Genomic DNA, 24,625 nt, shown 5'->3' on the forward strand with positions numbered 1-24,625 from the left:
GATTGGTGACTGTTGTGGTTGGCCGGACGCCTCCCGTCCCGTGCCACCGCCGCCGTCCTGGCTCGTTAGGTGAGGAGATCACCACGACGGGAGGGCACGTGGTCGTACGGGGGCACCGACGCGTGGCGCGACGATGAGGAGCGCCAGCGACGTCCGGCTGCTCCGCGACGACGCCACCCGGCAGCGCGCGACCTTCCTGGAACTCTTCCTCGACCTGGTCTTCGTCTTCGCCCTCACCCGGATCTCCGCGCGGCTGATCGTCGACTTCACCGACGGCCACCGCGGCGTGTACGCGGGCCTCGGCCAGGCTCTGCTGCTGTTCCTGGCGCTCTGGGCGGTCTGGTCGGTGACGGTCTGGTCGACCAGTTGGCTGGACCCGGACGCCCCGATCGTCCAGACCGTCATCATCATGACGTTGGTCGGTGCCATGACGATGGCCGTCGCCGTGCCCGACGGCTTCGGCGCGCGGGCTTCCCTCTTCGCCATCACCCTGGTGACCCTCCAGATCGGCCGGGTGGTGTATTTCCACCTCGCCGGGCACGGCCGGCCGGATCCCCACCAGTCCATCCGGATCCTGTTCTGGTTCGGCCTGAGCACACCGCTCTGGGTCGGCGGCGGGCTGGTCACCGACGGCACCGTCCGCGGGGCACTCTGGACGCTCGCCGTGCTGATCGACTACACCGGGCTCTTCCTCGGCTGGCCGACCCCCCGACTCGGCGCGCGACGGATCGGCGTCCAGATGATCGCGGCCGAGCACCTGGCCGAGCGGTACCAGCAGTTCCTTCTCATCGCTCTCGGCGAGGCGATCTTCGTCATCGGGCTCGCCTTCAGCGGCAGCGAGTTCCACACCGACCAGACGGGTGGGTTCGTCCTGGCGCTGGCGAGCACCGTCCTGCTCTGGCGGATCTACTTCCACGTGGCGGGCGGAGTGTTGGGCGCGGCCGTCGACAGCTCCCGCGACCCGGCGCGGCTGGCGACCGGCATGGCGTTCGCCCACATGGTCATGATCGCGGGAATCGTGCTGACCGGCGTCGGCTTCGAGTTGTTCATCACCGAACCGCTCGGGCACCTCCCGACGGCCTGGCTCATCGCCATCCTCGGCGGCCCGGCGCTCTTCCTCACCGGGCGTTCCACCCTCGAATACCAGGTCTTCGCCCGGGTGTCCCGGTCCCGGCTGGCCGGCCTGCTGGCCCTCGGCCTGCTGGCACCGGCGGCACCGCACCTCCAACCGCTCACCGCCGGCGCGGTCGCCGCCGTGGTGCTGCTCGGCGTCGCCGCGGCGGACACCCGACGCTCACGCCGCCGTCCCGCGGAGACACCCGCTCCCCCGTACTAGCCGCAACGGCCGTCAACGGCACAGCGTGGTCGCCCGCCGCATGTGGGACAGCTTCTCCGGGTTACGCACCGCGTAGAGCGCGGTGATCACACCGTCGTCGACGCGCAGCGTGACCACCGAGTCGATCTCGCCGTCGAACCGGAGGACCAACGCCGGGTAGCCGTTGACCTCGGCGGGTCGCAACGACATGGCGGCCACCTGGACCTTCCTGCTGGCCAGCAGCCGGGCCACCTTGTCGGCCCCGCTGACCGGCCGCAGCAGCGCCTGTTTGATCCCGCCTCCGTCGCCGAGGAGCACGACATCCGGCGCGAGAACGTCGAGCAGGCCCTGCACGTCGCCGACCTCGACGGCCCGTCGGAACGCGTCCAGCGCCCGCCGGGCGTCCGCCGGGGAGACCATCCCCCGGGGCCGGCGCGCGGCGACGTGCGTTCGTGCCCGGTGCGCGATCTGACGGACGGTGGCTGGGCTCTTGTCGACCGCCTCGGCGATCTCGTCGTACGCCAGGTCGAAGACCTCGCGGAGGACGAACACCGCACGCTCGGTCGGCGCGAGTGTCTCCAGCACCAGCATCATCGCCATCGAGACGCTCTCGGCGAGTTCGACGTCCTCGGCGACGTCGGGCGCGGTCAACAGTGGCTCCGGCAACCAACTGCCGACGTAGGACTCCCTGCGCCGGCCGACCGCCCGGAGCCGGTTGAGCGACAGCCGGGTGGTGATCCGGACCAGGTAGGACCGCTGGTCCCGCACCGCCGGAAGATCCACGTCCGCCCACCGCAGCCAGGTCTCCTGGAGTACGTCCTCCGCGTCGGCGGCCGAGCCGAGCATCTCGTAGGCGACCGTGAAGAGCAGGTTTCGGTGGGCAACGAACGCGTCGACAGCGGGCTGCCCGCTGCCGTCCGCGCTGATGATTCCGCCCTCGGCATCCATGCGTCCTCCAGTCTCGTCGATCTCGGCCGCCTCGCCCACCAGACACCGGCCGCCCACCTCCTGTGACACCCGATGCCGGTGCTCCTCGTCACTCGGGGCGGGTTGTCACAGCGCACCGGCCGGCGGTGTCTCCTGTGCGAACCGACGAGGAGGAAATCTCATGAATCTGGCTCTGTGGATCGCGGCCGGACTGCTGGCCGCGTTGGCCCTGGCCGGCGGCATCACCAAGACGTTCGTACCCAAGGAGAAGTTGGCGGCGGCCAACGGCGGAGGGTGGACCGACGGTGCCAGCGTCGGCTTCGTCAAAACCCTCGGGGTCCTTGAAATCCTGGCCGCGGCCGGTCTCATCCTGCCCGCCGTGCTGGACGTCGCACCGGTGCTGGTGCCGGTGACCGCCATCTGCTGGATGGTGCTGATGGTCGGCGCGATGATCACCCACCTGCGTCACGACGAGGCCAGGTTCATCGTGCTGAACCTGGCCTACCTCGCGGTCGCCGCCTTCGTGGCCTGGGGCCGTCTCGACTCCTCGCCCTTCAGCGGCTGACCGACCTCGTCCCGCTACCCTCACCCGATGAGTTCGCGGACCGCGCTGAGGAGACGAACGAAACACGCTCTGGTGGCCGTGTCCGTCACGCTGGGCCTGCTGTCCTGCCTGTGGGTTCTGTCCTTCGTGTGGTTGCAGATGTTCAAGACCGAGGGAGAGTTGCCACCGACGTCGCGGATGCCGCAGGTGCCGGCCGGAGCAAAGGTCACCGACGAGGGCATGGAATGCGCCTCCGGTGGGTGCTGGCGAACGATCACCGTGGTGCCAGCGGCGGGCCAGTCCTCAGCGGACCTGGCACGGGAGATGGGTCTCTCCAAGGAGCTGATCCTGCCGCCGACCCTCTTCGACCCCGCGTCTGTCTACGTGGGGGCCCACCCGGAAGACGGCGAGCTGATCGTCCACATCGGCTATCGGTGAGCGCCGCGACAGGACGCGCCGGCTGACGATCCGGCACGCGGGTCGGTGCGGCGACACTTGTGCCCGAGCTGCGAGAAGCGAGATCATCACGCATGATCGATCCCTCGCCCGAGGACGACGGGACTCCAGCTGCCTCGCCTCACCTCTCAAGGAGACACAGCCCCGTGAAGAAACTATCGAGCGTCGCGTCCGTGCTCGCCCTCTCCGTCGGTATCGCCATCGCCCCGGCGGCTACTGCCTCCGCCGCTACCGACCGGAGCGGCGCGGAACGGCTGAACATCCCGAACAGCAGTGCGTGCAAGGCCGGCCGTACTGTCATGCAGGGCATGGTGGCGGGGCCGGGCGGTCAGCTCTACATCATCTTCACGAAGGCGGCCGGCGCGGAGCCGGTCCTGTCCCGGTGGCTTCGTGACGGCTCGACCTGGGACGGCGCCAGCTGGGTCTGCGCCGGTGCCCCCACCTCCATCCCGACACTCGGCCACGGCAACGACCTCGCCTACAACGCGAACTATCTGGGGCAGGGTCCTGCCTTGATCGCCACCCAGGGAAGCCAGTCCGCATTCCTCAGCGACAAGGTGACAATCATTCGCCTGAACGCCAACGGAACCATCGGCACAACCAGCGAGGTGCGGCTGCCGATCGGCAACATCAGCGGCCTCTGCTACAGCGCGACGGCTGCCGGTGGAGCCGGCAAGTACGCGGCCCGCCGGTTGGGCAGTCTGTGGACCCATCCCGGCGCTGGCGCGCTCACCAGTGGTTGGACGCTGGTCAAGAACAACCTGACGAGTCACGACAATCGTTCGGACCAGGGCATCGACTGCTCCGAGAACTACATCTGGAACACCAAGTCGATCAACACCTCAACGCCCACCACGGGGTGGAACTGGGTGTACCAGTACAACTGGTCCGGGGGCGACGTGGAGAGCGACATCGGCATCCCGGGCAACAACCTGACCGACGAGATCGAAGATGTCACCCACGTCGGCAGCGAGTTCTTCGTCGGCATCAACCGCAACGACGGGCTGGCCGACACCGTGAAGGTGCTCACCGAGTAGGCCCAAGCTGAACGGGGTGCGCCCGCACGCACCCGTGGACGGGGGTCGCTGGGCGTGTCGCCTGGCGGCCCCCCCGACGCGGGTCGCCCGTCGCCCGTCGCCCGTCGCCCGTCGCCCGTCGCCCGTCGCCCGTCGCCCGTCGCCCGTCATGATCGTGCTCGATCCTGGATCGAGTGGCCTCCCGGCGCCAGCGACACCACTACATCATGGATCGAGCACGATCATGCCCAACGCCAGCGGGGTTGAGGCCGGGTGGCCCAGCAAGATCCGTGCAACATCCCTGATGTTGCTGCCTCCGCAGCCCCTGACACAGCAACATCGGAGAAGTTGCGCAGATCTTGCCGGCAGGTGGGTGATGCGGGGTGAGCAGGCGACAGGCGGGCAGGCGGGGCCGGGCGGGTGCGGGTGCGGGGGCGGGTGCGGAGGCCGGGCGGGTGCGGGGGCCGGGCGGGCCGGGCGGGTGCGGGGGACGTCAGCGGCGCAACGTGAGGATCAGGTCGGCCACCAGGGCGGTCCAGCCGGTCTGGTGCCAGGCACCCAGGCCCGCGCCGTTGTCGCCGTGGAAGTACTCCGGGAAGGCGATCAGGTCCCGCCAGTCCGGGTGGGTCTGGAACAGCTGCGCGGCGCCGTAGATCGGGCGTCGACCCCAGTCGTCCTGGGTGAAGAGCGCGATCAGCCGGGCCGAGAGGTCGTCGGCGATCTCGTCCAGGGTGCGCTTCACACCGGAGCGGGTCGGGTACTCCACCTGGAGGTCGTCGCCGAAGAACGCCGCGTAGTCCCGCAACGCGCTGATCAGCAGGAAGTTCGTCGGCATCCAGATCGGACCACGCCAGTTCGAGTTGCCTCCGAACAGCCCGCTGGTCGACTCGGCCGGCTCGTAGCCGACGGAGAACTCCTGCCCGCCGAGGGTGACCGAGAACGGCTTGTCCAGGTGCGCGCGGGACAGCGTACGGAGGCCGAACTCGGAGAGGAACTCGTCGGGGTCGAGCATCCGGGCGAGCAGCCGGACCACCTGCTCCGGGCCGACCATTGACAACAGCCGCTGCTGCCGGCCGTCGGGGCCCAGCCGGCGGGTGCCGATCACCTGGGCGTACTCCGGGCGGTTGGTCAGGAACCAGCGCAACCGCGCGCCCAGCTCCGGCAGACGGTGCAGGGTCTTCGCGGTGAGCCGGGTGGTGGCGGCCAACGGCAGCAATCCGACCACCGAGCGGACCTTCAGCGGCACCTTCGTGCCGTCGGCGAGGCGCAGCACGTCGTAGAAGAAGGCGTCCTCCTCGTCCCACAACCCCTGCTCGTACGCGGCGGCGGCGATGTAGGCGAAGTGCTCGAAGAACTTGGTGGCGGTGTCCACCCAGGTCCGGTCGTGTTCGGCGAGCACGATCGCGATGTCCAGCAGGTTGAGGGCGTACATGCCCATCCAGCCGGTGCCGTCGGACTGTTCCAGCACACCGGCCACCGGCAGCGCCGCCGAGCGGTCGAACGGCCCGACGTTGTCGAGCCCGAGGAAACCGCCCTCGAAGACGTTGTTGCCGCCGGTGTCCTTGCGGTTGACCCACCAGGTGAAGTTGATCAGCAGCTTGTGCATCACCCGGGCCAGGAAGTCGTGGTCCCGGCTGCCGTCGATCTCGAACACCTTCAGCGCCGCCCAGGCGTGCACCGGCGGGTTCACGTCACCGAACGCCCACTCGTACGCCGGGATCTGGCCGTTGGGGTGCAGGTACCACTCGCGGAGCAGGAGCAGCAGCTGCTCCTTGGCGAAGCTCGGGTCGACCCGGGCGATGCTCACGCAGTGGAAGGCCAGGTCCCAGGCCGCGTACCAGGGGTATTCCCACGGGTCGGGCATGGAGATGACGTCGAAGCTGGTCATGTGCCACCAGGCGCTGTTGCGCCCGTGCCGACGCCCGGCCGGCGGCGTGGAACCCGGGTCGCCTTCCAGCCACCGCTTGACGTCGAAGTGGTAGAACTGCTTGCCCCACATCAGCCCGGCGATGGCCTGCCGGGCGACCAGCGCCTCGTCGGGGGTGGCGGCCGGCGGGATCACCCCGGCGAAGAACCGGTTCGCCTCGGCCCGTCGCGCCCACACCACTGCCTCGAAGCCCTCGCTGAGGTCGGCCGGGGGCGGCGGCGCGGCGGCCGGCGGCGACGCGGTACGGGTGAGCCGCAGCCGGATCTGGCGCTGCTCGCCGGCCGGCACGTCGAGCACGTAGTGCAGTGCACCCTTGGTGCCCTCCCGGGCCGGGTTGACGGTGGCCGCGCCGTTGACGACGTGGTCGTTGATGCCGTCCTTCGGGTACTTCGACCGGCCGGGCAGGCCCCACAGCCGTTCGGCGTTGGTGTCGTTGTCACAGAGCAGCGGCACGGGGCCGCCGTCGCCCTCCAGCAGCAGTTGGCCGAGCACCCGGTGCTCGCCGACGAGCCGGGTGCCCTGGCCGGTGAGCCGGGGGATCCGGTCGCCACCGGGCAGGCCCCAGGACCAGGTGTTACGGAACCACAGGGTGGGCAGGACGTGCAGGGTCGCCGCCTGGTCGCCCCGGTTGGCGACGGTCACCACCATGCAGAGGTCGGTCGGGGACGCCTTGGCGTAGTCGACGGTCACCGCCCAGTACCGGTCGTCGTCGAAGATCCCGGTGTCGACCAGCTCGTACTCGGTGTCGTCGCGGCCGCGCAACGCGTTCACCGCGACGAGTTCGTCGTACGGGAAGGCGGCCTGCGGGTAGTGGTAGCGCCAGCGCATCCAGGAGTGCGTGGGCGTGGAGTCCTCGTACCACCAGTACTCCTTGACGTCCTCGCCGTGGTTGCCGCCGTCGCCGCCGAGGCCGAACATCCGCTCCTTGAGGATCGGGTCCTTGCCGTTCCAGAGGGCGAGGGCGAAGGCGAAGGTCTGTCGGTCGTCGCAGACGCCGGCCATCCCGTCTTCATTCCACCGGTAGGCTCTGGACCGCGCGTGGTCGTGCGGGAAGTAGTCCCAGGCCGTACCGTGCTCGCTGTAGTCCTCCCGTACCGTCCCCCACGCCCGTTCGGACAGATAGGGACCCCATGCACGCCAGTCCTGCTCCCCCGAGTCGGCCTGGGCGAGCCGGAGCCGCTCAGCGTCGGGTGGCGAGGCGTCGGAGGACGATCGGTCAGTGATCACGTGCACATCTTTGACGTCGCCGCGGTACTTGACCACAGCGGCCATTCTCGTCGTGGCGTGTTACACCTTGCCGCCGGTGGAGGAAACTTGATCGACATTCACTTCGGCCCGCAGGTCTGCGGCGATCTGACCAGCGCCGCGAGCCGGGAGTGGCTGGTCCCCGACGGTCTCGGCGGCTACGCGATGGGCACTGTCGGCGGGCTGCGGACCCGTCGCTACCACGGTCTGTTGGTGGTTTCCGGCGAAACGCCGGCGTCCCGCCAGGTGGGACTGGTCAGTCTCGATCCGGCGGTCACACTGCCGTCCGGCACGCGCGTGCGCCTCGGCGCGCACGAGTGGGCCTCGGGTGACGTCGACCCGCGCGGCTTCGAGCTGTTGGAGCGCTTCGACCTGGTCGACGGGCTGCCCCGGTGGCGGTGGCGGATCGGCGACGTGGTGATCGAACGGGAGCTGGCCATGCTGCCCGGCCGCTCCTGTGTCGCGGTGGTGCACCGGCTGGTCGCCGGTGGCCCCGTCCGGCTGGAGCTGTCGGCCGCCTGCACCTGGCGGGACGCGCACGGCGAACGGCGGGCCGACGGCCCGATCCCCCAGGTCGAGGCGGTTGCCGACGGCGCGGTGGTCGAGGGCGCGTACCGGCTCGCCGGCCCGGGTTGGGCCCCCGAGGGGCAGTGGTGGCTGGGCGTGCACCACCGCGAGGAGGCCAACCGGGGGCTGCACCCGGACGAGGACGTCTGGTACGCGGGCCGTTTCTCCGGTGAGCTGGAACGCCCCGGTGACACCGTGTCGGTGCGGGCCTGGGCCGGTCGACTCGACGAGGAGCCGCCGCCGGCGACGGAGATCGTGGCGACGGCCCGACGGCGCAACCGGCAGGTGGTGGCGACGGCGAAGCCGGCCGACGACGTGGCGGCGACCCTGACGCTGGCCGCCGACGCGTTCGTGGTGCGCACCGAACACGCGGCGGTGGACGTGGTCGCCGGGTACCCGTGGTTCGGGGCCTGGTCGAGGGACACGATGATCTCGTACGAGGGGTTGTTCCTCTGCACCGGCCGCGCCGACGAGGGGCGGGACCTGCTGCGGGCGTACGCGGCGACGCTGTCCGAGGGGATGCTCGCCAACACTGCCGACACCGGTCGGGTGGAGTACAACACCGTCGACGGCACGTTGTGGTTCCTGCACGCGGTGAGCCGGCACGTCACCGTCACCGGCGACACCGACCTCGGCGACGCGTTGCTGCCCGCCCTGCACACGGTGATCGACGCTCATGTCGCCGGCACCCGGTACGGGATCCGCGTCGACCCGACCGACGGCCTGCTCACCCAGGGTGCCGCCGGCACCGCGCTGACCTGGATGGATGCCCGGGTGTACGGGGTGCCGGTCACCCCGCGTACCGGCAAGCCGGTCGAGGTCAACGCGTTGTGGATCAATGGCCTGGCCGGGCTCGCGGAGCTGACCGAGCTGGCCGGACGTAACGCCGACGGGCTGTGGCGACTCCACGCGCAGGCCACCGCCTCGTTCCGGGAGCGGTTCCCGGCGCCGACCGGGTGGTTGCACGACGTGCTGGACGCGCCCGCGCCGGCGTACCCGTTGGGTGGGGCGGCCCTGCACGACGACGACGCGTTACGCCCCAACCAGTTGCTGGCCTGGTCGCTGCCGTACGCGCCGATGGAGCCGGACGAGCAGACGCTGCGCCGGGTGGCGGCGGGGCTGCTCACCCCGCTCGGGCCGCGCAGTCTCGCACCGGACTCCGCGGAGTTCGTGGGCCGGCACCGGGGTGGCCCCGCCGACCGGGACGGGGGCTACCACCAGGGCACTGTGTGGCCGTGGTTGCTCGGCCCGTACGTGGATGCCGCCCGCCGGGGGAAGATGTCCGTCGATGACGTGTTCGTCGGCATTGAGTCCCATTTGATGGAATATGGGATAGGATCGGTGAGCGAGACGGCCGATGGCCTCGCGCCGCACACCGCCACCGGGTGCCCGTTCCAGGCATGGTCGGTGGCCGAGCTGCTGCGGGTGCGGCGAAAGAGCCAGTAGCGCTTTACACGACCGCAACGGTGGTGTCGCCGCTGGTTATCGCGATCCCGGCAGGATTGGCCCCGATCCAGACGCGACGGCGACATCGATTCCGGTGTCGGTCGGCGCGCGCCCGGGGACAACTCAAAGGGGGCCGCATGTCACTCGATGCCCACGTGATCGACATCAACCCCGCCCGACAGCTGCGGGTGCTGATGCTCTCCTGGGAGTACCCGCCGGTGCTCGTCGGCGGTCTCGGTCGACACGTGCACGCCCTCTCCGTCGCCCTCGCCGCCGCCGGCCACGAGGTCACCGTCGTCACCCGGCACAGCGACGGCGCGCCCCTGGAGGAGTACGCCGAGGGCGTACGCATCCTGCGCGCTCCCGAGGACCCGGTCACCTTCCCCCTCGCCACCAGCTCGCTGCTGGCCTGGACGATGGCCTTCAACCACACCCTCACCCGCACCGCGCTGCGCGCCACCGAAGCCGGCTCGTACGACGTCATCCACGCCCACGACTGGCTCGTCGCCCACACGGCCGTCACCCTCGCCGAGCACCTGGACCTGCCCCTGGTCACCACCATGCACGCCACCGAGGCCGGTCGGCACCAGGGCTGGCTGCCGGAGGAGATGAACCGCACCATCCACGGCGTCGAGCACTGGCTCAGCAATTCCTCCGTCCGGGTGATCACCTGTTCCGGGTACATGCGCGAGCAGGTGACCACGCTCTTCGACATGCCGGCCAGCCAGGTCGACGTGGTACCCAACGGGGTCGACGACCGGGCCTGGCGGGCCCGTCCCCGAGCTGTCGCGTCGGCCCGGGCGCGCTTCGCCGGGGACGGCCCGCTGGTCGGGTACGCCGGACGGCTGGTCTACGAGAAGGGTGTCCAGCACCTGGTGCACGCCGTACCCCGGCTGCGGGAGCGGCATCCGGGGCTGCGCGTGGTGATCGCCGGCGACGGCCCGTACCGCACCGAGTTGGAGGCGGAGGCCCGGCGGCTGGCGCTGAGTTCGACGGTCCGGTTCACCGGCTTTCTCGACGCCACCCAACTGCCGGCGATGCTCGGCGCCACCGACGCGACAGTGGTCCCCAGCCTCTACGAGCCGTTCGGCATGGTGGCGCTGGAGGCGGCGGCCGCCGGAGCACCCCTCGCCGTGGCCCGGACCGGGGGTCTCGCCGAGATCGTCGAACCCGGCGTGACCGGGGTGACGTTCCCGCACAGTGACCCGGACGCGCTCGCCGGCGCGGTCGGCCAACTGCTCGGCGACGAGGTCTTCGCCCGACGGCTGGCCCGCCGGGCACGCACCATGGTCGGCGAACGGTACGGCTGGGCGACCATCGCGGCCCGCACCGCCGCCAGCTACGCCACCGCTCGGCGCGAACACGGCCCCGTCCAGGCCCGCCGCGCCGCTGCCCGGCTGGCCGGCGGACGGACCCGGATCGCCATCCCGGAGGGGAATCTGCTGACCCGGGCCGACCCCGCCGCGTGCTGACGTACGTCGGATGACCTATAGGTGACTTCCGATCCGCTGGTTAGGGTGTAGCCCGAACAGCGGCTGAGGAGGAGCGTGCACAGGTGCTGATCGCCGGTCGGTACCGACTGCTCGACCTTGTGGGTCGCGGGGGCATGGGTCGGGTGTGGCGCGCCCGCGACGAGATGCTGCACCGCGAGGTGGCGGTCAAGGAGATCGTGCCACCGAGTTGGCTTGACGATCGTGGCCGGGCCGAGGTGCGCCTGCGCACCATGCGGGAGGCGCGGGCGGCGGCCCGGCTCAACCACCCCGCCGTGGTCCGGCTCTACGACGTGGTCGCGGTCGACGACAGCCCCTGGATCGTGATGGAGTACGTCCCGTCCCGCACCCTCCAGGACGTCGTGGACGCCGAGGGGCCCCTGGAGCCCGCCCGCGCGGCCCGGATCGGTCTGGCCGTGCTCGACGCGTTGCAGGCCGCGCACAGCGCCGGGGTGCTGCACCGCGACATCAAGCCGCAGAACGTGCTCGTGGCGCACGACGGGCGGGTGATGCTCACCGACTTCGGGCTGGCCACCTTCGACGGTGGCGACGGCGCGATGACCCGCCCCGGCATGGTCCTCGGCTCCCCGCAGTACGTGGCCCCGGAGCGGGCCTCCGACGGGGTGTCCTCGGTGGCCGCCGACCTGTGGTCGCTCGGCGCGACACTGCACGCCGCCGTGGAGGGGCAGTCCCCGTACGCCCGCAGCACCGCGATGGCCACCCTGAGCGCGCTGGCCGCCGGTCCGCCGGACCCGGCCCCGCACGCCGGCGCGCTCGCGCCGGTGCTGCACGGGCTGCTCCGCCGCAACCCGGACGACCGCCTCGGCCACGACGCGGCCCGTCGGTTGCTCAGGACGGCAGCGGGCGGCCGGGCCGACCCACCAGCGGTGACCGACCGCCCCTCGGCCGACGGGCCGGCGTCGGGGGCGGTCGACCCGGGCACCGCCGCCGACGACCTCGACCCCACCATTCCGCTGCCCGACCCGGCCGACGAACCGGCCTCGACGGAAGCCGGTGGTGCCTCCCCCGCACCGGACCCGTCCGCCGCCGGGCGTACCGCGCGCCGGGTGGCGGTGGTCGCCGTGGCGCTGCTGGTGGCCGTGGTGGCCGGCGTCGGCACCGCACTGACCGTCACCAGTGACAAGCCCGGCGACGTCACCGGGTGGTCCTCTCCGACGCCGGGCGCCGGGCCGCTCGGTCCCGGCCCGCTGCCGAGGGGACGCGGTGTTCCCCCACCCCCGTTCGCGTGTGTCCGCCCGGACATCGTCGGGACGCCCGTACGGGCCGGCACTCCGAGCGCGGGCGACGGGTTCCAACCGCCGCCCGGCTGGATCTGGTACGCCGACGTCACCGGATTCCGGGTCTCCGTACCGGCGACGTGGTGGACCTCCCGCGACGGCACTGTGGTGTGCTTCCAGGACCCGGCGACCGGCCGGGCCTTCAGCGTCGCCGAGGGCGGCGCTGTCGACCCGTTGCAGCGGGTGCGGGCCCTCCGCGACAAGGCAGCCGCGGCGGGGGCCCTGCCCGGGTACGACGAGATCCGGCTCGCCACCGGCGACGGCGCCGCCGAGTGGGAGTGTCGCTGGCAGACACCGCACGGGCGGTGGCTGCGCGCCCGCCAGCAGACCCTCGGCGCCGACCGCTGGACGCTGGGTTGGATCACCTTCGACGAGGACTGGACCGGGGCGGCCGGCGACTGGGAAATGGTGCGAAAGAGTTTCCGACCACCCCGCTGACCTGCACCGTATGGCCATGATCCGGACCACCGTCCGGTCTGGATCGAGGCCGCACAGTGGATGAGAAAGCCGACATTGGTGGCTATCGTGGATCCCGGGGTGACCGAGGGGGAGCGACCGTGCATCAGTTGCTGATCGCGGGTCGGTACCGGCTGCTCGACCTGGTCGGCACCGGCGGAATGGGCCGGGTGTGGCTTGCTCGCGACGAGATGCTGCACCGCGACGTGGCGCTGAAGGAGGTCGTGCCGCCGTCCTGGCTGGCCGAGACCGAACGTGCGGAGTTGCGGCTGCGCACCCTGCGGGAGGCACGCACCGCCGCCCGGCTCAACCATCCCAACGTGGTCCGCCTCTACGACGTGGTGCACGACCGGGACAGCCCCTGGATCGTGATGGAGTACGTGCCATCCCGGTCGGTGCAGCAGATCATCAGCGCCGAAGGGCCACTGAGTCCGCCGCGCACCGCCCGGATCGGGCTGGCGGTGCTCGCCGCGTTGCGGGCCGCGCACGCCGCCGGGGTGCTGCACCGCGATGTGAAGCCGCACAACGTGCTCGTGGCCGACGACGGGCGGGTGATGCTCACCGACTTCGGGTTGGCCACCTTCGACGGCGGCGACGGCACGATGACCGGGCCCGGCACGGTGCTCGGCTCACCGCAGTTCGTCGCGCCGGAGCGGGCCCGCGAAGGGGTGTCCGACGCGCGTACCGACATGTGGTCGCTGGGCGCGACGCTCTACGCGACGGTCGAGGGGCAGTCACCGTACGCGAGGTCGAGCGCCATGGCGACGCTCAGCGCACTGGCCACCGAACCACCTGACCCGATGCGTCGGGCCGGCCCGTTGCGTCCCGTCCTCACCGGCCTGTTGCAGCGGGACCCCTGGCGGCGGCTGACCGCCCTCGAGGTGGAGCCGCTGTTGCGCAGCGCCGCGGCGAGCCCCGACGAGCCCGCCGCGCCGGCCCGGTCGGCGGCGGTCGCGGCGGTCCGCAGCGCCGGCCGGGCGAGCACGCCCCACCCGGTCGAACCGGCGCCTCCGTCGGACGAACCGGCGACGCAGACCCCGCGCCCACCGCGCCGGACCGTCCGGCGACGCCGCCTGATCGCCCTGGGCGGTGCGGCGGCGGCCCTGCTCGTCGCGGGCGGCGTCACGCTGGCCCTGGTCGATCGGCACGATGAGCGGACCCCACCGTCCGGCGCGGGTGGCGGCGCACCGACCCACCGGCCGGCGGCGTTCGCCTGCGCGTCGTCCCCGCCACCGTCGGCCACCCCGGTGGTGTCGGTGTCCCCGCCGGCCGACGCGAGATACCGGCTGCCCGAGGGGTGGACCTGGCACGACGACCCGACCGGGTTCCGGATCGCCGCGCCGGTGGGCTGGGCGCGCTGGACCGAAGGTCCGGTGACCTGCTTCCGCAGGTCCAGCGGGTCCCGGGTGCTCAGCGTCGAGGCGGGTCCGGCCCGCGCGGATCCGGTGGCGTACTGGAAGGCCGAGGAGTCGCGGTTGACCACGAGCGCGGCGTTGCCGGGTTATCGCAAGGTGGACATCTCCGCGATGGACATCTTCGAGGGCGGCGCGGTGTGGGAGTGCGGCTGGCTGAACGCCCTCGGCGTTGCGGTGCACAGTTTCCGGCTGCTGATCAACACGTCGGCGGGCCGCTCGTACACCGTCTCCTGGTTGACAGAAGAGTTCGACTGGCAGGTCAACGCGGCATACTTGCCGATGATCCGGCAGAGCTTCACCCCCACCCCGTAACTCCGTCCGATGTGGACCTGACGGGTGATGCCCCTGCGGCGCTGAGGCTGACTACAGTGGCGTAGTTTTGGGCGCTCAAGATCCTTGGGGAGGGTGAGCCGAGATGATGGGACCGCAACACGCGCTGTCCGGCGCGGCGGTGTGGTTGGCTGGCTCCTGGGCACTGGAGCAGTTCGCCGACTACCACCAGTCGCCGCTCGCGTTGGCGGTGGGCACCGCGGTGTGCGCCGGTGGCGCGCTCTTCCCCGACCTCGACATGTCGGGCAAGGTGACCAAGAACCAGGGTGGGGCCACCGTGGCCCGTACCTTCGGGGTCTTCTCGCTCTTCGCCGCCGAGGTGATGGAAAAGATCTCCCTCGGGGTCTACTACGCCACGAAGCTCAGCAAGGATCCGCGCCGCAACAACGGGCACCGGACGCTGACCCACACGCTGCCGTTCACCGTGCTGGTCGGCTGGGGCACCACCGCGCTCTGCGCCGCGTACGGCAAGTGGGCCGTCATCACCATCCTGTTCTTCATGTTCGGCCTGGCGCTGCGCGGGCTGTTCGATGAGTGGGCCGAGCGGGCCGGCTGGGTGATCATCACTCTCGCGTCGGCCGGGGCGGCCTGGTTCACCTACGCCAACCTGCCGGGCGGACGCGGCTATCCGCTGATCGGCACCGCGCTGGGCGTGGGCTGCTTCGTGCACATCCTCGGCGACATGATCACCCGTGCCGGCGTGCCGATCCTCTGGCCGATCCCGATCAAGCGGCGCATGTGGATGATGATCGGCCTGCCGAACCGCATCGCCCTGCGCGTCGGCAGCAAGGCCGAGGTGGTCGGCATGCGCATCGCGCTGACCGCCGTCTCGGCGCTCGCCACCGTCGGCCTGGTCGCGCCCTCGGTGCTGAGCCGATTCGACATCGAGATATGACCGGTCCGGCGCCGGTCGTCCCGCCGGTCGCCGACGAGCGCGTACCGGAGTTCTGCCGCGCGCTGGGGCTGCCGGGCCTCGCCGACGTGCACGTGCACTTCCTGCCGCCGCGACTGCTGCGTCGGGTGTGGGCCTACTTCGACGCCGCCGGGCCGCTGGTCGGCACCGAGTGGCCGATCCGTTACCGGTGGAGCGACGCCGACCGGGTCGCGCACCTGCGCCGGCTCGGGGTGCGGGCGTTCAGCGCGCTGGCGTACGCGCACCGGCCGGGCATGGCGGCCGACCTCAACCGCTGGACGCTGGACTTCGCCCGCGACACCCCGGGCTGCCTGGCCTCGGCCACGTTCTACCCGGAGCCGGAGGCCCCCGCGTACGTCGAGGCGGCCCTCGCCGAGGGTGCCCGGCTGTTCAAGCTGCACCTGCAGGTCGGCGGTTTCGCACCGACCGATCCGGCACTGGACCAGGTGTGGGGAATGCTGTCGGACGCGGGTGTGCCGGTGGTGGTGCACGCCGGGCACGCCCCGGTGGGCACCGCCCACACCGGCCCGGACCCGTTCGCCGCCCTGCTCGCCCGCCACCCTCGGCTGACCGCCGTGGTGGCGCACCTGGGCGCCCCGGATTACCGGGCGTTCCTGGACCTCGCCGAGACGTACGAGCGGGTTCGGCTGGACACCACAATGGCGTTCACGCCCTTCTTCGACCAGTTCGTCCCCTTCCCCGCCGACGAGTTGCCCCGGTTGCGGGAGCTGGGGCTGGCCGGCAAGGTGCTGCTGGGCAGCGACTTCCCGAACATCCCGTACCCGTACGCCGATCAGGTGGCCGGGCTGGCCCGGCTGGACCTGGGCGACGACTGGCTGCGCGCGGTCTGCTGGGACAGCGCCGCCGCCCTCTTCGACCTCGCCTGACCCGCCGCACCCTCCCGCCGCCGCGCCCGCCGCGCCCGCCGCCCCGCCGCCCCGCCGCGCCCGCCGCACCCTCCCCGCCACCCCCGCCGCGCCCTCAAGATCGTGCTCGATCCTTGTTGTAGTGGCTTCCGCGACGACCCGAGGGGACTACAACCAGGATCGAGCGCGATCTTGAGGCGTGCCAGGAGCGCAGCCCCGGGGCCCGAGGGCCGGACACGGACTGAATTCTTTTCGACATCGGCTATTGACGTCGCCGTAACAGGTGGCCTAGCGTCCTGTCGAACCGCTTCGTCGAAGCGCTTCGACGAAGTCTCCGGGAGCGGTTCCACAGCAGGCCAAAGGAGGTACGCGGTGGCCACCATGCACGACGTCGCCCGCCTCGCCCACGTCTCGGTCAGCACCGTCTCGTACGTGCTCACCGGCGCCCGGCCGATCTCGCAGGCCACCCGCAACAAGGTGCTCGCCGCGATGGCACAGCTCGACTACCAGCCCAACGCGATGGCCCGAGGGCTGGCCAGTCGCCGCAGCCGGATCCTCGGCCTGCTGATGCCGATGGACGAGCGGGGCCTCGGTGCCACCGAGACCGCCTTCGTCACCGGTGCCGCCGCCGCGGCCAGCGTCGCCGGCTACCACCTGGTGCTCTCGCCGGTCGGCGGGGGCAACCTCGACGACCTGCGCCGGCTGGCCAGCCAGCGGATGCTCGACGGGGTCGTGCTGATGGAGGTGCAGCTGGCCGACGAGCGGGTCACCGTGCTCCAGGAGGCGGGGGTGCCGCTGGTGCTGATCGGCCGCACCGCCGACACCAGCACGCTCTCCTACGTCGACATCGACTTCGACCAGACCGTCCGGGACGCCGTCGCGCACCTGGTCGGTCTCGGGCACCGGCAGATCGTCTACGTCAACCACTCGGCCGCCACACTGGCCAGCGGTTACGGGCCGGCGCTGCGTACCCGGGACGCCTTCACCTCGGCGATGACCGGACACGGCCTGGATCCGGTGATGATCGCCGCCGAGGACAGCGCCGCCGGCGGGCGGGCCGCCCTGGCCGCCGCGTTCGCGCAGGCCCCGGAGCTGACCGCGGTGCTGGCCATGAACGAGACGGCGATCTTCGGCATCCTCGGCGAGCTGACCGGCCGGGGGTTGTCGGTGCCCGACGACGTCTCCGTCGTCTCGATGGTCACCTCGCCGCAGGTCGCCGAACTGGCCACCCCCGCGCTGACCGCGATGACGTCCCCCGGTTCGGCGCTGGGCCGGATCGCGATCGAGGCGCTGACGCGCCACCTGGACGGCCCCGCCGACCTTCGTCACCAGCAACTGCTGCCGTGCACGTTGGAGATCCGGGGGTCGACCGCCGCACCCCGGCGGCCGGCACTGGCTACCTCTGGTCCGGCGTCGAACGACGGCGGCTGACCAGCTAAGACGGCCCGCCATCGCGCTGCAACGCGACGACGGGCCCCGTGAAGTACCGGCTAGTACTCAACGAGGAGGATAGTAATGCAGCGATTCCACCGGCTCGTCGCCGCGATCGCCCTGGCGGCGACCGCGACGACCACCGTGGCCGCCTGCGGCGGTGGTGACAACGGGGACAGCAGCGACGCCAAGGTTCTGAAGCTCTGGCACTACGAGAGCGAGAACAGCGCCATGGGGATCGGCTGGGACCGGGCGATCGAGATCTTCAAGTCCGAGCACCCGGGCGTCGAGGTGCGCTTCGAGCGCAAGGCGTTCGAGCAGATCCAGCAGAACGCTGGCATGATCATCAACTCGTCCGAGGGCCCGGACATCATGGAGTACAACAAGGGCAACGCGACCGCCGGGCTGCTCTCCTCCCAGGGCCTGCTGGCCGACCTGAGCAGCGAGGCCGACAAGCGCGGCTGGGCCGGCAAGCTCAGCCCCAGCCTGCAGACCACCGCCCGGTACAGCGACAAGGGCGTGATGGGCTCCGGCAACTGGTTCGGTGTGCCGAACTACGGCGAGTACGTCACCGTCTACTACAACAAGGACCTGTTCCAGAGCAACGGCGTCAAGGTCCCGACCACCATGGCCGAGATGACGGCCGCCATGGACACCTTCGTCGGCAAGGGGATCACCCCGCTGGGCATGGCCGGCGCCGAGTACCCCGCCGGGCAACTCTTCTACCAACTCGCCCTCTCCAAGGCCGACCGGCAGTTCGTCGACAACTACCAGCTCTACAAGAACCCTGTCGACTTCAAGGCCGACCCGCTCAAGTACGGCGCGGAGACCTTCGCCCAGTGGGTGCAGAAGGGCTACGTCGCCAAGAACTCGGCCAGCCTCAAGGCCGAGGACATGGGCACCGCCTTCATCGGCGGCAAGGTTCCGATGATCGTCTCGGGTAGCTGGTGGTACGGCCGGTTCAAGGCCGAGATGAAGGCCAACTGGGACACCTTCCTCTTCCCCGGCAACACCCTTCAGGCCGGCTCCTCCGGCAACCTCTGGGTGGTCCCGGAGAACAGCAAGGCCAAGAGCCTGGCGTACGACTTCATCGACATCACCCTGCGCCCGGAGATCCAGGATCTGATCGGCAACAACGGTGGTGTTCCGGTCGCCGCTGACGCGTCGAAGATCACCGACCCGAAGGACCGCAAGCTGATCGAGGACTTCAACACGGTCAGCAAGTCCGACGGGCTCGCCTTCTACCCGGACTGGCCGGTCCCCGGCTACTACGACGTGCTGGTCTCCGGCTTCCAGGGTCTGATCAACGGCTCGAAGTCGCCCGACCAGGTCCTCGACACGATCGCCAAGCCGTACGCCGATGGCGTCAAGGAGATCACCGGCAAGTGACACGGCGAGCGGCGGGCGTGACCGGCACGACCGGCGCGCCCGCCCGCCCCGCCGGGAAGGATCTTCCATGGCAGTCTCCGAGACGGTCGCCGCCACACCGCCGGCCGCGACCCCCACTCCGCCCGCGCCCCGCCGCCGACGCCGCGGCCGCAACGCGGCGTACTGGCTCTACCTGCTCCCCGGAGCGGTGCTCTTCCTCCTCGTCATCGGCGCACCGCTGGTCGGCACCCTCTACCTGTCGCTGACCAAGTGGTCCGGCATCGGCGACCCCCGGTGGGTCGGCCTGGACAACTACCAGCAGTTGCTGCACGACGACGTGTTCTGGGCGTCGTTCCGCAACACGGTCTGGATGCTCGTCGCGATGGTGGTGGTGCCCACCGTGCTCGGTCTGCTGCTGGCCGCGGTGCTCTTCGACGTCATCGGCCGCCGGTTCAAGCCCCGCACCGCCGCCGCGCTGCGGGCCGCGTTCTACCTGCCGCAGGTGCTGCCCGTCGTGGTGGCCGGCATCGTCTGGGGCTGGATCCTGCGCCCCGACGGCGCGTTCAACAGCCTCCTCGACGCGGTCGGTCTCGGCGCGCTACGCCATGACTGGCTCGGCGACCCGGGCACCGCCCTGCCGGCCGTGATGGCCGTGATGATCTGGGTGCAGATCGGCTACCCCGTCGTCGTGTTCATGGCGGCGTTGCAGCGGGTCGACCCCGAGCTGTACGAGGCGGCCGAGGTCGACGGCGCGAACTGGCTGCACCGGTTCCGGGCGATCACCCTCCCGCAGATCCGGCCGGAGACCTTCGTGGTGGCCCTGACCTGCACCATCGCCGCGTTGAAGGTGTTCGGGCCGATCTTCGCCCTGACCCGGGGCGGCCCGGACAACGCCACCAACGTGCCGTCGTACTTCGCCTACTACACGTTCTTCAAGAAGCTGCAGGTCGGCTACGGCTCCGCGATCTCCATGGTGCTGACCCTGATCATCGTGGTGGTGGCCGGGATCTTCATCTGGATGCAGGCCCGCAGCGAGCGCCGGGACCGGGGGTTCTGACATGGCCGTCATGCTCACACCGAGCACCGCGCCGGTGAAGCCGGCCCGGCCGGTACGCGACCGGCACCATCGCGGTGTCAGCCGCTGGGTGGTGCTCGCCCTGGTCCTCCTCGGCGCGCTCGTCATGCTGGTGCCGTTCGCGTTCATGCTGCTCAACGCGTTCAAGTCGCCCGGCGACTACTCGTCGAGCGGGCCGCTGAGCTGGCCGACGGAGTTCTACACCAAGGGTCTGCGCACCTACTGGACCACTGTGAACTTCCCGCTCAAGTTCTGGAACTCGGCGATCATCGCCGGCTCGGTGGCAGTGCTCGGCGTCGCCGTGTCGCTGCTCAACGCGTACGCCCTGGGCATCGGCCGGGTCCGTGGCCGGCTGTGGATCGTCGGTCTCTTCCTGCTGGCGAACATGCTGCCGCAGGAGGCGCTGATCTACCCGCTGTACTACGTGGCGAAGCAGGTCGGCCTCTACAACACCCAGCTCTCGGTGATCATCATCTTCACCGTGATCCAGAGCGCGTTCGGCACCTACCTGCTCGCCTCGGTGATGAGCACGTTCCCGCGCTCGCTGCTGGAGGCCGCCGCGTTGGACGGCGCCGGCAAGTGGACGGTGCTGTGGCGGGTGGTCTTCCCCAACCTGCGGCCCACCCTCGCGGTGCTGCTCATCTTCTTCTTCATCTGGACGTGGAACGAGTTCCTCATCCCGCTGGTCATGCTGATCGACAACCAGACGCAGACCATCCCGGTCGCGCTCGCGTCGTTGCAGGGCGACCGGCTGATGGACGCCCCGACCACCAACGCCGGCGCGCTGATCAGCCTGGTGCCGGCCATCCTCTTCTTCCTCATCTTCCAGCGCACCCTTGCGCGCGGTATCACGGCAGGAGCCGAGAAGTGAAGTTCACCGACGGGTACTGGCAGCTGCGCCCCGGCGTCAGCGTCCTGCGCCCCGGCACCGTGGAGTCGGTCGAGCCGGACGAGCGCGGCTTCACCGTCTTCGCGCCGACCGGTCAGATCACCGGACGCGGCGACACCCTCAACCGTCCCCTGGTCACCGTTCGGTTCTTCTCCCCCGCCCCCGGCGTCATCGGGGTGACGATCGCCCACCACACCGGAGGGCTGCCCCGCGAACCGCACTTCGGGTTGAGCACCGACGAGACGCACCCGGTCACCGTCGACGTCACCGGGCTCAGCGCGACGCTGACCACCGGTGAGCTGACCGCACGGGTCTCGCTCATCGACGGGTGGCGGGTCGACTTCCTGCACGGCGACCGGCTGGTCACCTCGTCCACGGCGCGCAGCATCGGCGTCGTCACCGACGCCGAAGGCCGCCGGCACGTGCACGAACGGCTCGCCCTGGGCGTCGGTGAGACGGTGTACGGGCTGGGCGAGCGCTTCGGCCCGTTCGTCAAGAACGGGCAGACCGTCGACATCTGGAACGCCGACGGCGGCACCGCCAGCGAGCAGGCGTACAAGAACGTGCCGTTCTACCTCAGCAGCGCCGGCTACGGGGTCTTCGTGGACCACCCGGAGCACGTGTCGTTCGAGGTCGGCTCCGAGGTCGTCACGCAGACCCAGTTCAGCGTCGAGGGCCAGTCGCTGACCTACTACGTCATCGACGGGCCCCACCCAAAGGACGTGCTGCGCCGGTACACAGCGCTCACCGGCCGGCCGGCCCGGATCCCCGCGTGGTCGTACGGCCTCTGGCTGTCCACGTCGTTCACCACCTCGTACGACGAGAAGACGGTGACCGAGTTCGTCGACGGGATGGCCGAGCGCGGGCTGCCGCTGTCGGTGTTCCACTTCGACTGCTTCTGGATGCGCCAGTTCCACTGGGTCGACTTCGTCTGGGACCCGGCGACCTTCCCCGACCCGGAGGGGATGCTGCGCCGGCTGCACGAACGCGACCTGAAGGTGTGCGTCTGGATCAACCCGTACATCGCGCAGCGCTCGTACCTGTTCGAGGAGGGCCGCGAGGCCGGTTACCTGGTGCGCAACCCCGACGGCTCGGTCTGGCAGTGGGACAAGTGGCAGGCCGGCATGGCGCTGGTCGACTTCACCAACCCGGACGCCGTCGCCTGGTTCACCGGCAAGCTCAAGGTGCTGCTGGACATGGGCGTCGACTGCTTCAAGACCGACTTCGGTGAGCGCATCCCGACCGACGTGGTGTGGCACGACGGCTCCGACCCGCAGCGGATGCACAACTACTACTCGTACCTCTACAACAAGGCGGTCTTCGAACTGCTGGAGACCGAGCGCGGCAAGGGCGAGGCGGTGCTGTTCGCCCGCTCGGCCACCGCCGGCGGGCAGCAGTTCCCGGTGCACTGGGGCGGCGACTGCGAGTCGACGTTCGTCGCGATGGCCGAGTCGCTGCGCGGCGGGCTGTCCCTGGCGGCGTCCGGCTTCGGCTACTGGAGCCACGACATCGGCGGCTTCGAGGGCACTCCCGACCCGGCGGTGTTCAAGCGGTGGGTGGCCTTCGGGTTGCTCTCCTCGCACTCCCGGCTGCACGGGTCCGGCTCGTACCGGGTGCCGTGGGCCTTCGACGACGAGGCCGTCGACGTGCTGCGGCACTTCACCCAGCTCAAGCTCGGCCTGATGCCGTATCTGGCGGCCGCCGCCGAGGACGCGCACCGCGACGGAACGCCGATGATGCGGCCGATGTTCCTGGAGTTCCCGGACGACCCGGCGACCGCGCACCTGGACCGGCAGTACATGCTCGGCCCGGACGTGCTCGTCGCGCCGGTGCTCAGCGCCGACGGCGACGTCACGTACTACGTACCCGCCGGCACCTGGACGCACCTGGTCACCGGCGCGCAGGTCACCGGCCCGACCTGGGTGACCGAGAAGTACGGCTTCGACAGCCTGCCGGTGCTGGCCCGCCCGGGTGCGGTCATCCCGTTCGGCTCGCGCACCGACCGACCGGACTACGAGTGGGCCGACGACGTGCGGCTGCGGCTGTACGCACCGACCGACGGGCAGCGGGTCCGGGTGCGGGTACCGTCACCCGGCGACGGACCGGGCGCCGAGTTCGACGTGCGCTACGAGGGCGGGACGGCCAGTGCCGAACTGGTCGCCGGCACCTCGACGGGCTACATCTGCGAGATCCAGGGGACGGAACGATGACGCGACACCACTTCCCGGAGAGCTTCATCTGGGGCTCGGCGACGGCGGCGTACCAGATCGAGGGTGCGGCGACCGAGGACGGGCGGGGCCCGTCCATCTGGGACACCTACAGCCACACCCCCGGCCGGACCCTCAACGGCGACACCGGGGACGTGGCCGCCGACCACTACCACCGGTGGGCCGACGACCTCGGGCACATCGCCGACCTCGGGCTCAGCGCGTACCGGTTCTCCATCTCCTGGCCCCGGGTGCAGCCGGGCGGTTCGGGCCGGTTCAACCAGGCGGGCATCGACTTCTACTCGCGGCTGGTGGACGGGCTGCTGGAGCGGGGCGTCCGCCCGGTGGCCACCATGTACCACTGGGACCTGCCGCAGGAGCTGGAGGACACCGGCGGGTGGGCGGCACGGGAGACCGCGTTGCGCTTCCAGGAGTACGCGGCGGGCATCGTCGGTGCGCTGGGCGACCGGGTGCACACCTGGACGACGCTGAACGAGCCGTGGTGCTCCGCGTACCTGGGCTACGCCTCCGGGGTGCACGCGCCGGGTCGCACCGAGCCGGCGGCGGCGCTGGCAGCGGTGCACCACCTCAACCTCGCGCACGGCCTGGCCGGCCGGGTGGTCCGGGAGCTGGCCCCGTCCGCCGAGCTGTCGGTGACGCTGAACCTGCACGTCGTCCGGGGTGCCTCCGACTCGGCCGCCGACCAGGACGCGGTCCGGCGGATCGACGCGTTGGCGAACCGGGCGTTCCTCGGCCCGATGCTGGACGGGGCGTACCCGGCCGACCTGCTGACCGACACCGCCTCCGTCACCGACTGGTCGTTCGTCCGCGAGGGTGACGAGAAGCTGATCGCGGTACCGCTGGACGTGCTCGGGGTCAACTACTACTCCAGCACCCTGGTCCGGGCCTGGGACGGGGTGTCGGCCCGCTCCGACGCCGACGGGCACGGCGCGTCGACCTCCACGCCGTGGGTCGCCGCCGACGACGTCGACTTCCTGCCGCAGCCCGGCCCGTACACGGCGATGGGTTGGAACATCGACCCGCCGGCGCTGACCGAGCTGCTGCTGCGCCTGCACCGCGAATACCCGAACCAGCCCATGATGATCACCGAGAACGGCGCGGCGTTCGACGACGTGGTGTCGGCCGACGGCCGCATCCACGACGAGCGGCGGATCGACTACCTGCGTCGGCACATCGGCGCGATGGCCGACGCCCGCGCCCAGGGTGCTGACGTCCGCGGCTACTTCGTCTGGTCGTTGCTGGACAACTTCGAGTGGGGCTACGGCTACGACCGTCGCTTCGGGATCATCCGGGTCGACTACGACACCCAGGTACGCACCTGGAAGGACAGCGCCCACTGGTACCAGCGCCTCGCCGCCACCGGAAAGCTGGACTCGGCGCAGGACTGAAGTACCCCGCCACGCCCGCACCGGGCTTGCGGCCA

Annotated in this window: 18 protein-coding genes; 16 read left to right on the top strand and 2 right to left on the bottom strand. The window is 70.9% G+C overall.

The features are described from left to right. Positions 1-133 precede the first annotated feature (133 nt). On the top strand, positions 134-1,336 hold the full coding sequence (locus KBX26_RS10715) for a low temperature requirement protein A (RefSeq protein ID WP_210865334.1): 1,203 nt from the start codon (positions 134-136) through the stop codon (positions 1,334-1,336). A gap of 12 nt (positions 1,337-1,348) precedes the next feature. Here the strand turns inward: KBX26_RS10715 and KBX26_RS10720 are convergent, their stop codons facing one another. After that, a complete protein-coding gene (locus KBX26_RS10720; RefSeq protein WP_374224260.1) occupies positions 1,349-2,332 on the bottom strand; it encodes an RNA polymerase sigma-70 factor in 984 nt (327 codons plus the stop codon). A gap of 91 nt (positions 2,333-2,423) precedes the next feature. Between KBX26_RS10720 and KBX26_RS10725 the strand changes: the two genes are divergently transcribed. The 3 genes from KBX26_RS10725 (at position 2,424) to KBX26_RS10735 (ending at position 4,279) form a co-directional block, all read left to right on the top strand. Then, entirely contained in the window at positions 2,424-2,807 is a 384-nt protein-coding gene (locus KBX26_RS10725; RefSeq protein ID WP_210865335.1) for a DoxX family protein, read from the top strand. 27 nt (positions 2,808-2,834) lie between these two features. Next, positions 2,835-3,224 carry a hypothetical protein gene (locus tag KBX26_RS10730; protein ID WP_210865336.1) on the top strand — a complete coding sequence of 130 codons (390 nt, stop codon included), beginning with the start codon at positions 2,835-2,837 and terminating at the stop codon, positions 3,222-3,224. 164 nt (positions 3,225-3,388) lie between these two features. Beyond that, positions 3,389-4,279 (top strand): hypothetical protein, encoded by an 891-nt coding sequence (locus KBX26_RS10735; RefSeq protein WP_210865337.1) that lies wholly within the window; start codon positions 3,389-3,391, stop codon positions 4,277-4,279. A gap of 472 nt (positions 4,280-4,751) precedes the next feature. On the opposite strand, the gene KBX26_RS10740 is transcribed toward KBX26_RS10735, so the two are convergent. After that, the gene (locus KBX26_RS10740) at positions 4,752-7,457 is read right to left on the bottom strand and encodes a glucosidase (protein ID WP_030328720.1); all 2,706 of its coding nucleotides are present in this window, start codon (positions 7,455-7,457) and stop codon (positions 4,752-4,754) included. Between the two features lie 42 nt (positions 7,458-7,499). Between KBX26_RS10740 and KBX26_RS10745 the strand changes: the two genes are divergently transcribed. From KBX26_RS10745 to KBX26_RS10800, 12 genes are all read left to right on the top strand, one after another. Continuing rightward, positions 7,500-9,443, top strand: a complete 1,944-nt coding sequence (locus KBX26_RS10745) for an amylo-alpha-1,6-glucosidase (protein ID WP_210865338.1) — start codon at positions 7,500-7,502, stop codon at positions 9,441-9,443. Positions 9,444-9,580: 137 nt separating this feature from the next. After that, positions 9,581-10,915, top strand: coding sequence for a glycosyltransferase family 4 protein (locus KBX26_RS10750; RefSeq protein ID WP_036410767.1), 1,335 nt, complete (start codon positions 9,581-9,583; stop codon positions 10,913-10,915). Positions 10,916-10,998: 83 nt separating this feature from the next. After that, entirely contained in the window at positions 10,999-12,669 is a 1,671-nt protein-coding gene (locus KBX26_RS10755; RefSeq protein ID WP_307857796.1) for a protein kinase, read from the top strand. Between the two features lie 119 nt (positions 12,670-12,788). Continuing rightward, positions 12,789-14,414, top strand: coding sequence for a serine/threonine-protein kinase (locus KBX26_RS10760; protein WP_036410768.1), 1,626 nt, complete (start codon positions 12,789-12,791; stop codon positions 14,412-14,414). Positions 14,415-14,517: 103 nt separating this feature from the next. Beyond that, positions 14,518-15,327 carry a metal-dependent hydrolase gene (locus KBX26_RS10765; protein ID WP_210862013.1) on the top strand — a complete coding sequence of 270 codons (810 nt, stop codon included), beginning with the start codon at positions 14,518-14,520 and terminating at the stop codon, positions 15,325-15,327. Next, positions 15,324-16,232, top strand: coding sequence for an amidohydrolase family protein (locus tag KBX26_RS10770; protein WP_030328734.1), 909 nt, complete (start codon positions 15,324-15,326; stop codon positions 16,230-16,232). The genes KBX26_RS10765 and KBX26_RS10770 overlap by 4 nt, the downstream gene beginning before the upstream one ends. A gap of 360 nt (positions 16,233-16,592) precedes the next feature. Continuing rightward, the gene (locus tag KBX26_RS10775; RefSeq protein ID WP_245233779.1) at positions 16,593-17,642 is read left to right on the top strand and encodes a LacI family DNA-binding transcriptional regulator; all 1,050 of its coding nucleotides are present in this window, start codon (positions 16,593-16,595) and stop codon (positions 17,640-17,642) included. A gap of 84 nt (positions 17,643-17,726) precedes the next feature. Further along, positions 17,727-19,031, top strand: coding sequence for an ABC transporter substrate-binding protein (locus tag KBX26_RS10780; protein WP_030337788.1), 1,305 nt, complete (start codon positions 17,727-17,729; stop codon positions 19,029-19,031). 67 nt (positions 19,032-19,098) lie between these two features. Next, entirely contained in the window at positions 19,099-20,067 is a 969-nt protein-coding gene (locus tag KBX26_RS10785) for a carbohydrate ABC transporter permease (protein WP_210865339.1), read from the top strand. Between the two features lies 1 nt (position 20,068). Continuing rightward, positions 20,069-20,956: a carbohydrate ABC transporter permease gene (locus KBX26_RS10790; protein ID WP_210865340.1), complete on the top strand. Its 888-nt coding sequence runs from the start codon at positions 20,069-20,071 to the stop codon at positions 20,954-20,956. After that, positions 20,953-23,184: an alpha-xylosidase gene (yicI, locus tag KBX26_RS10795; RefSeq protein ID WP_210857896.1), complete on the top strand. Its 2,232-nt coding sequence runs from the start codon at positions 20,953-20,955 to the stop codon at positions 23,182-23,184. Before KBX26_RS10790 ends, yicI begins: the two co-directional genes overlap by 4 nt. Beyond that, positions 23,181-24,590 carry a GH1 family beta-glucosidase gene (locus KBX26_RS10800; protein ID WP_210865341.1) on the top strand — a complete coding sequence of 470 codons (1,410 nt, stop codon included), beginning with the start codon at positions 23,181-23,183 and terminating at the stop codon, positions 24,588-24,590. Before yicI ends, KBX26_RS10800 begins: the two co-directional genes overlap by 4 nt. Positions 24,591-24,625: the final 35 nt, after the last annotated feature.

It is taken from the genome of Micromonospora sp. C97 (assembly GCF_018070385.1).
Lineage (GTDB): Bacteria > Actinomycetota > Actinomycetes > Mycobacteriales > Micromonosporaceae > Micromonospora > Micromonospora parva.

Bases quoted from the DNA above. Each gene is read 5' to 3' on its own strand.
- KBX26_RS10715 (WP_210865334.1), top strand. From the start codon at position 134: ATGAGGAGCGCCAGCGACGTCCGGCTGCTCCGCGACGACGCCACCCGG.
- KBX26_RS10725 (WP_210865335.1), top strand. From the start codon at position 2,424: ATGAATCTGGCTCTGTGGATCGCGGCCGGACTGCTGGCCGCGTTGGCC.
- KBX26_RS10730 (WP_210865336.1), top strand. From the start codon at position 2,835: ATGAGTTCGCGGACCGCGCTGAGGAGACGAACGAAACACGCTCTGGTG.
- KBX26_RS10740 (WP_030328720.1), bottom strand. From the start codon at position 7,457: ATGGCCGCTGTGGTCAAGTACCGCGGCGACGTCAAAGATGTGCACGTG.
- KBX26_RS10750 (WP_036410767.1), top strand. From the start codon at position 9,581: ATGTCACTCGATGCCCACGTGATCGACATCAACCCCGCCCGACAGCTG.
- KBX26_RS10765 (WP_210862013.1), top strand. From the start codon at position 14,518: ATGATGGGACCGCAACACGCGCTGTCCGGCGCGGCGGTGTGGTTGGCT.
- KBX26_RS10770 (WP_030328734.1), top strand. From the start codon at position 15,324: ATGACCGGTCCGGCGCCGGTCGTCCCGCCGGTCGCCGACGAGCGCGTA.
- KBX26_RS10775 (WP_245233779.1), top strand. From the start codon at position 16,593: ATGCACGACGTCGCCCGCCTCGCCCACGTCTCGGTCAGCACCGTCTCG.
- KBX26_RS10780 (WP_030337788.1), top strand. From the start codon at position 17,727: ATGCAGCGATTCCACCGGCTCGTCGCCGCGATCGCCCTGGCGGCGACC.
- KBX26_RS10785 (WP_210865339.1), top strand. From the start codon at position 19,099: ATGGCAGTCTCCGAGACGGTCGCCGCCACACCGCCGGCCGCGACCCCC.
- KBX26_RS10790 (WP_210865340.1), top strand. From the start codon at position 20,069: ATGGCCGTCATGCTCACACCGAGCACCGCGCCGGTGAAGCCGGCCCGG.
- KBX26_RS10800 (WP_210865341.1), top strand. From the start codon at position 23,181: ATGACGCGACACCACTTCCCGGAGAGCTTCATCTGGGGCTCGGCGACG.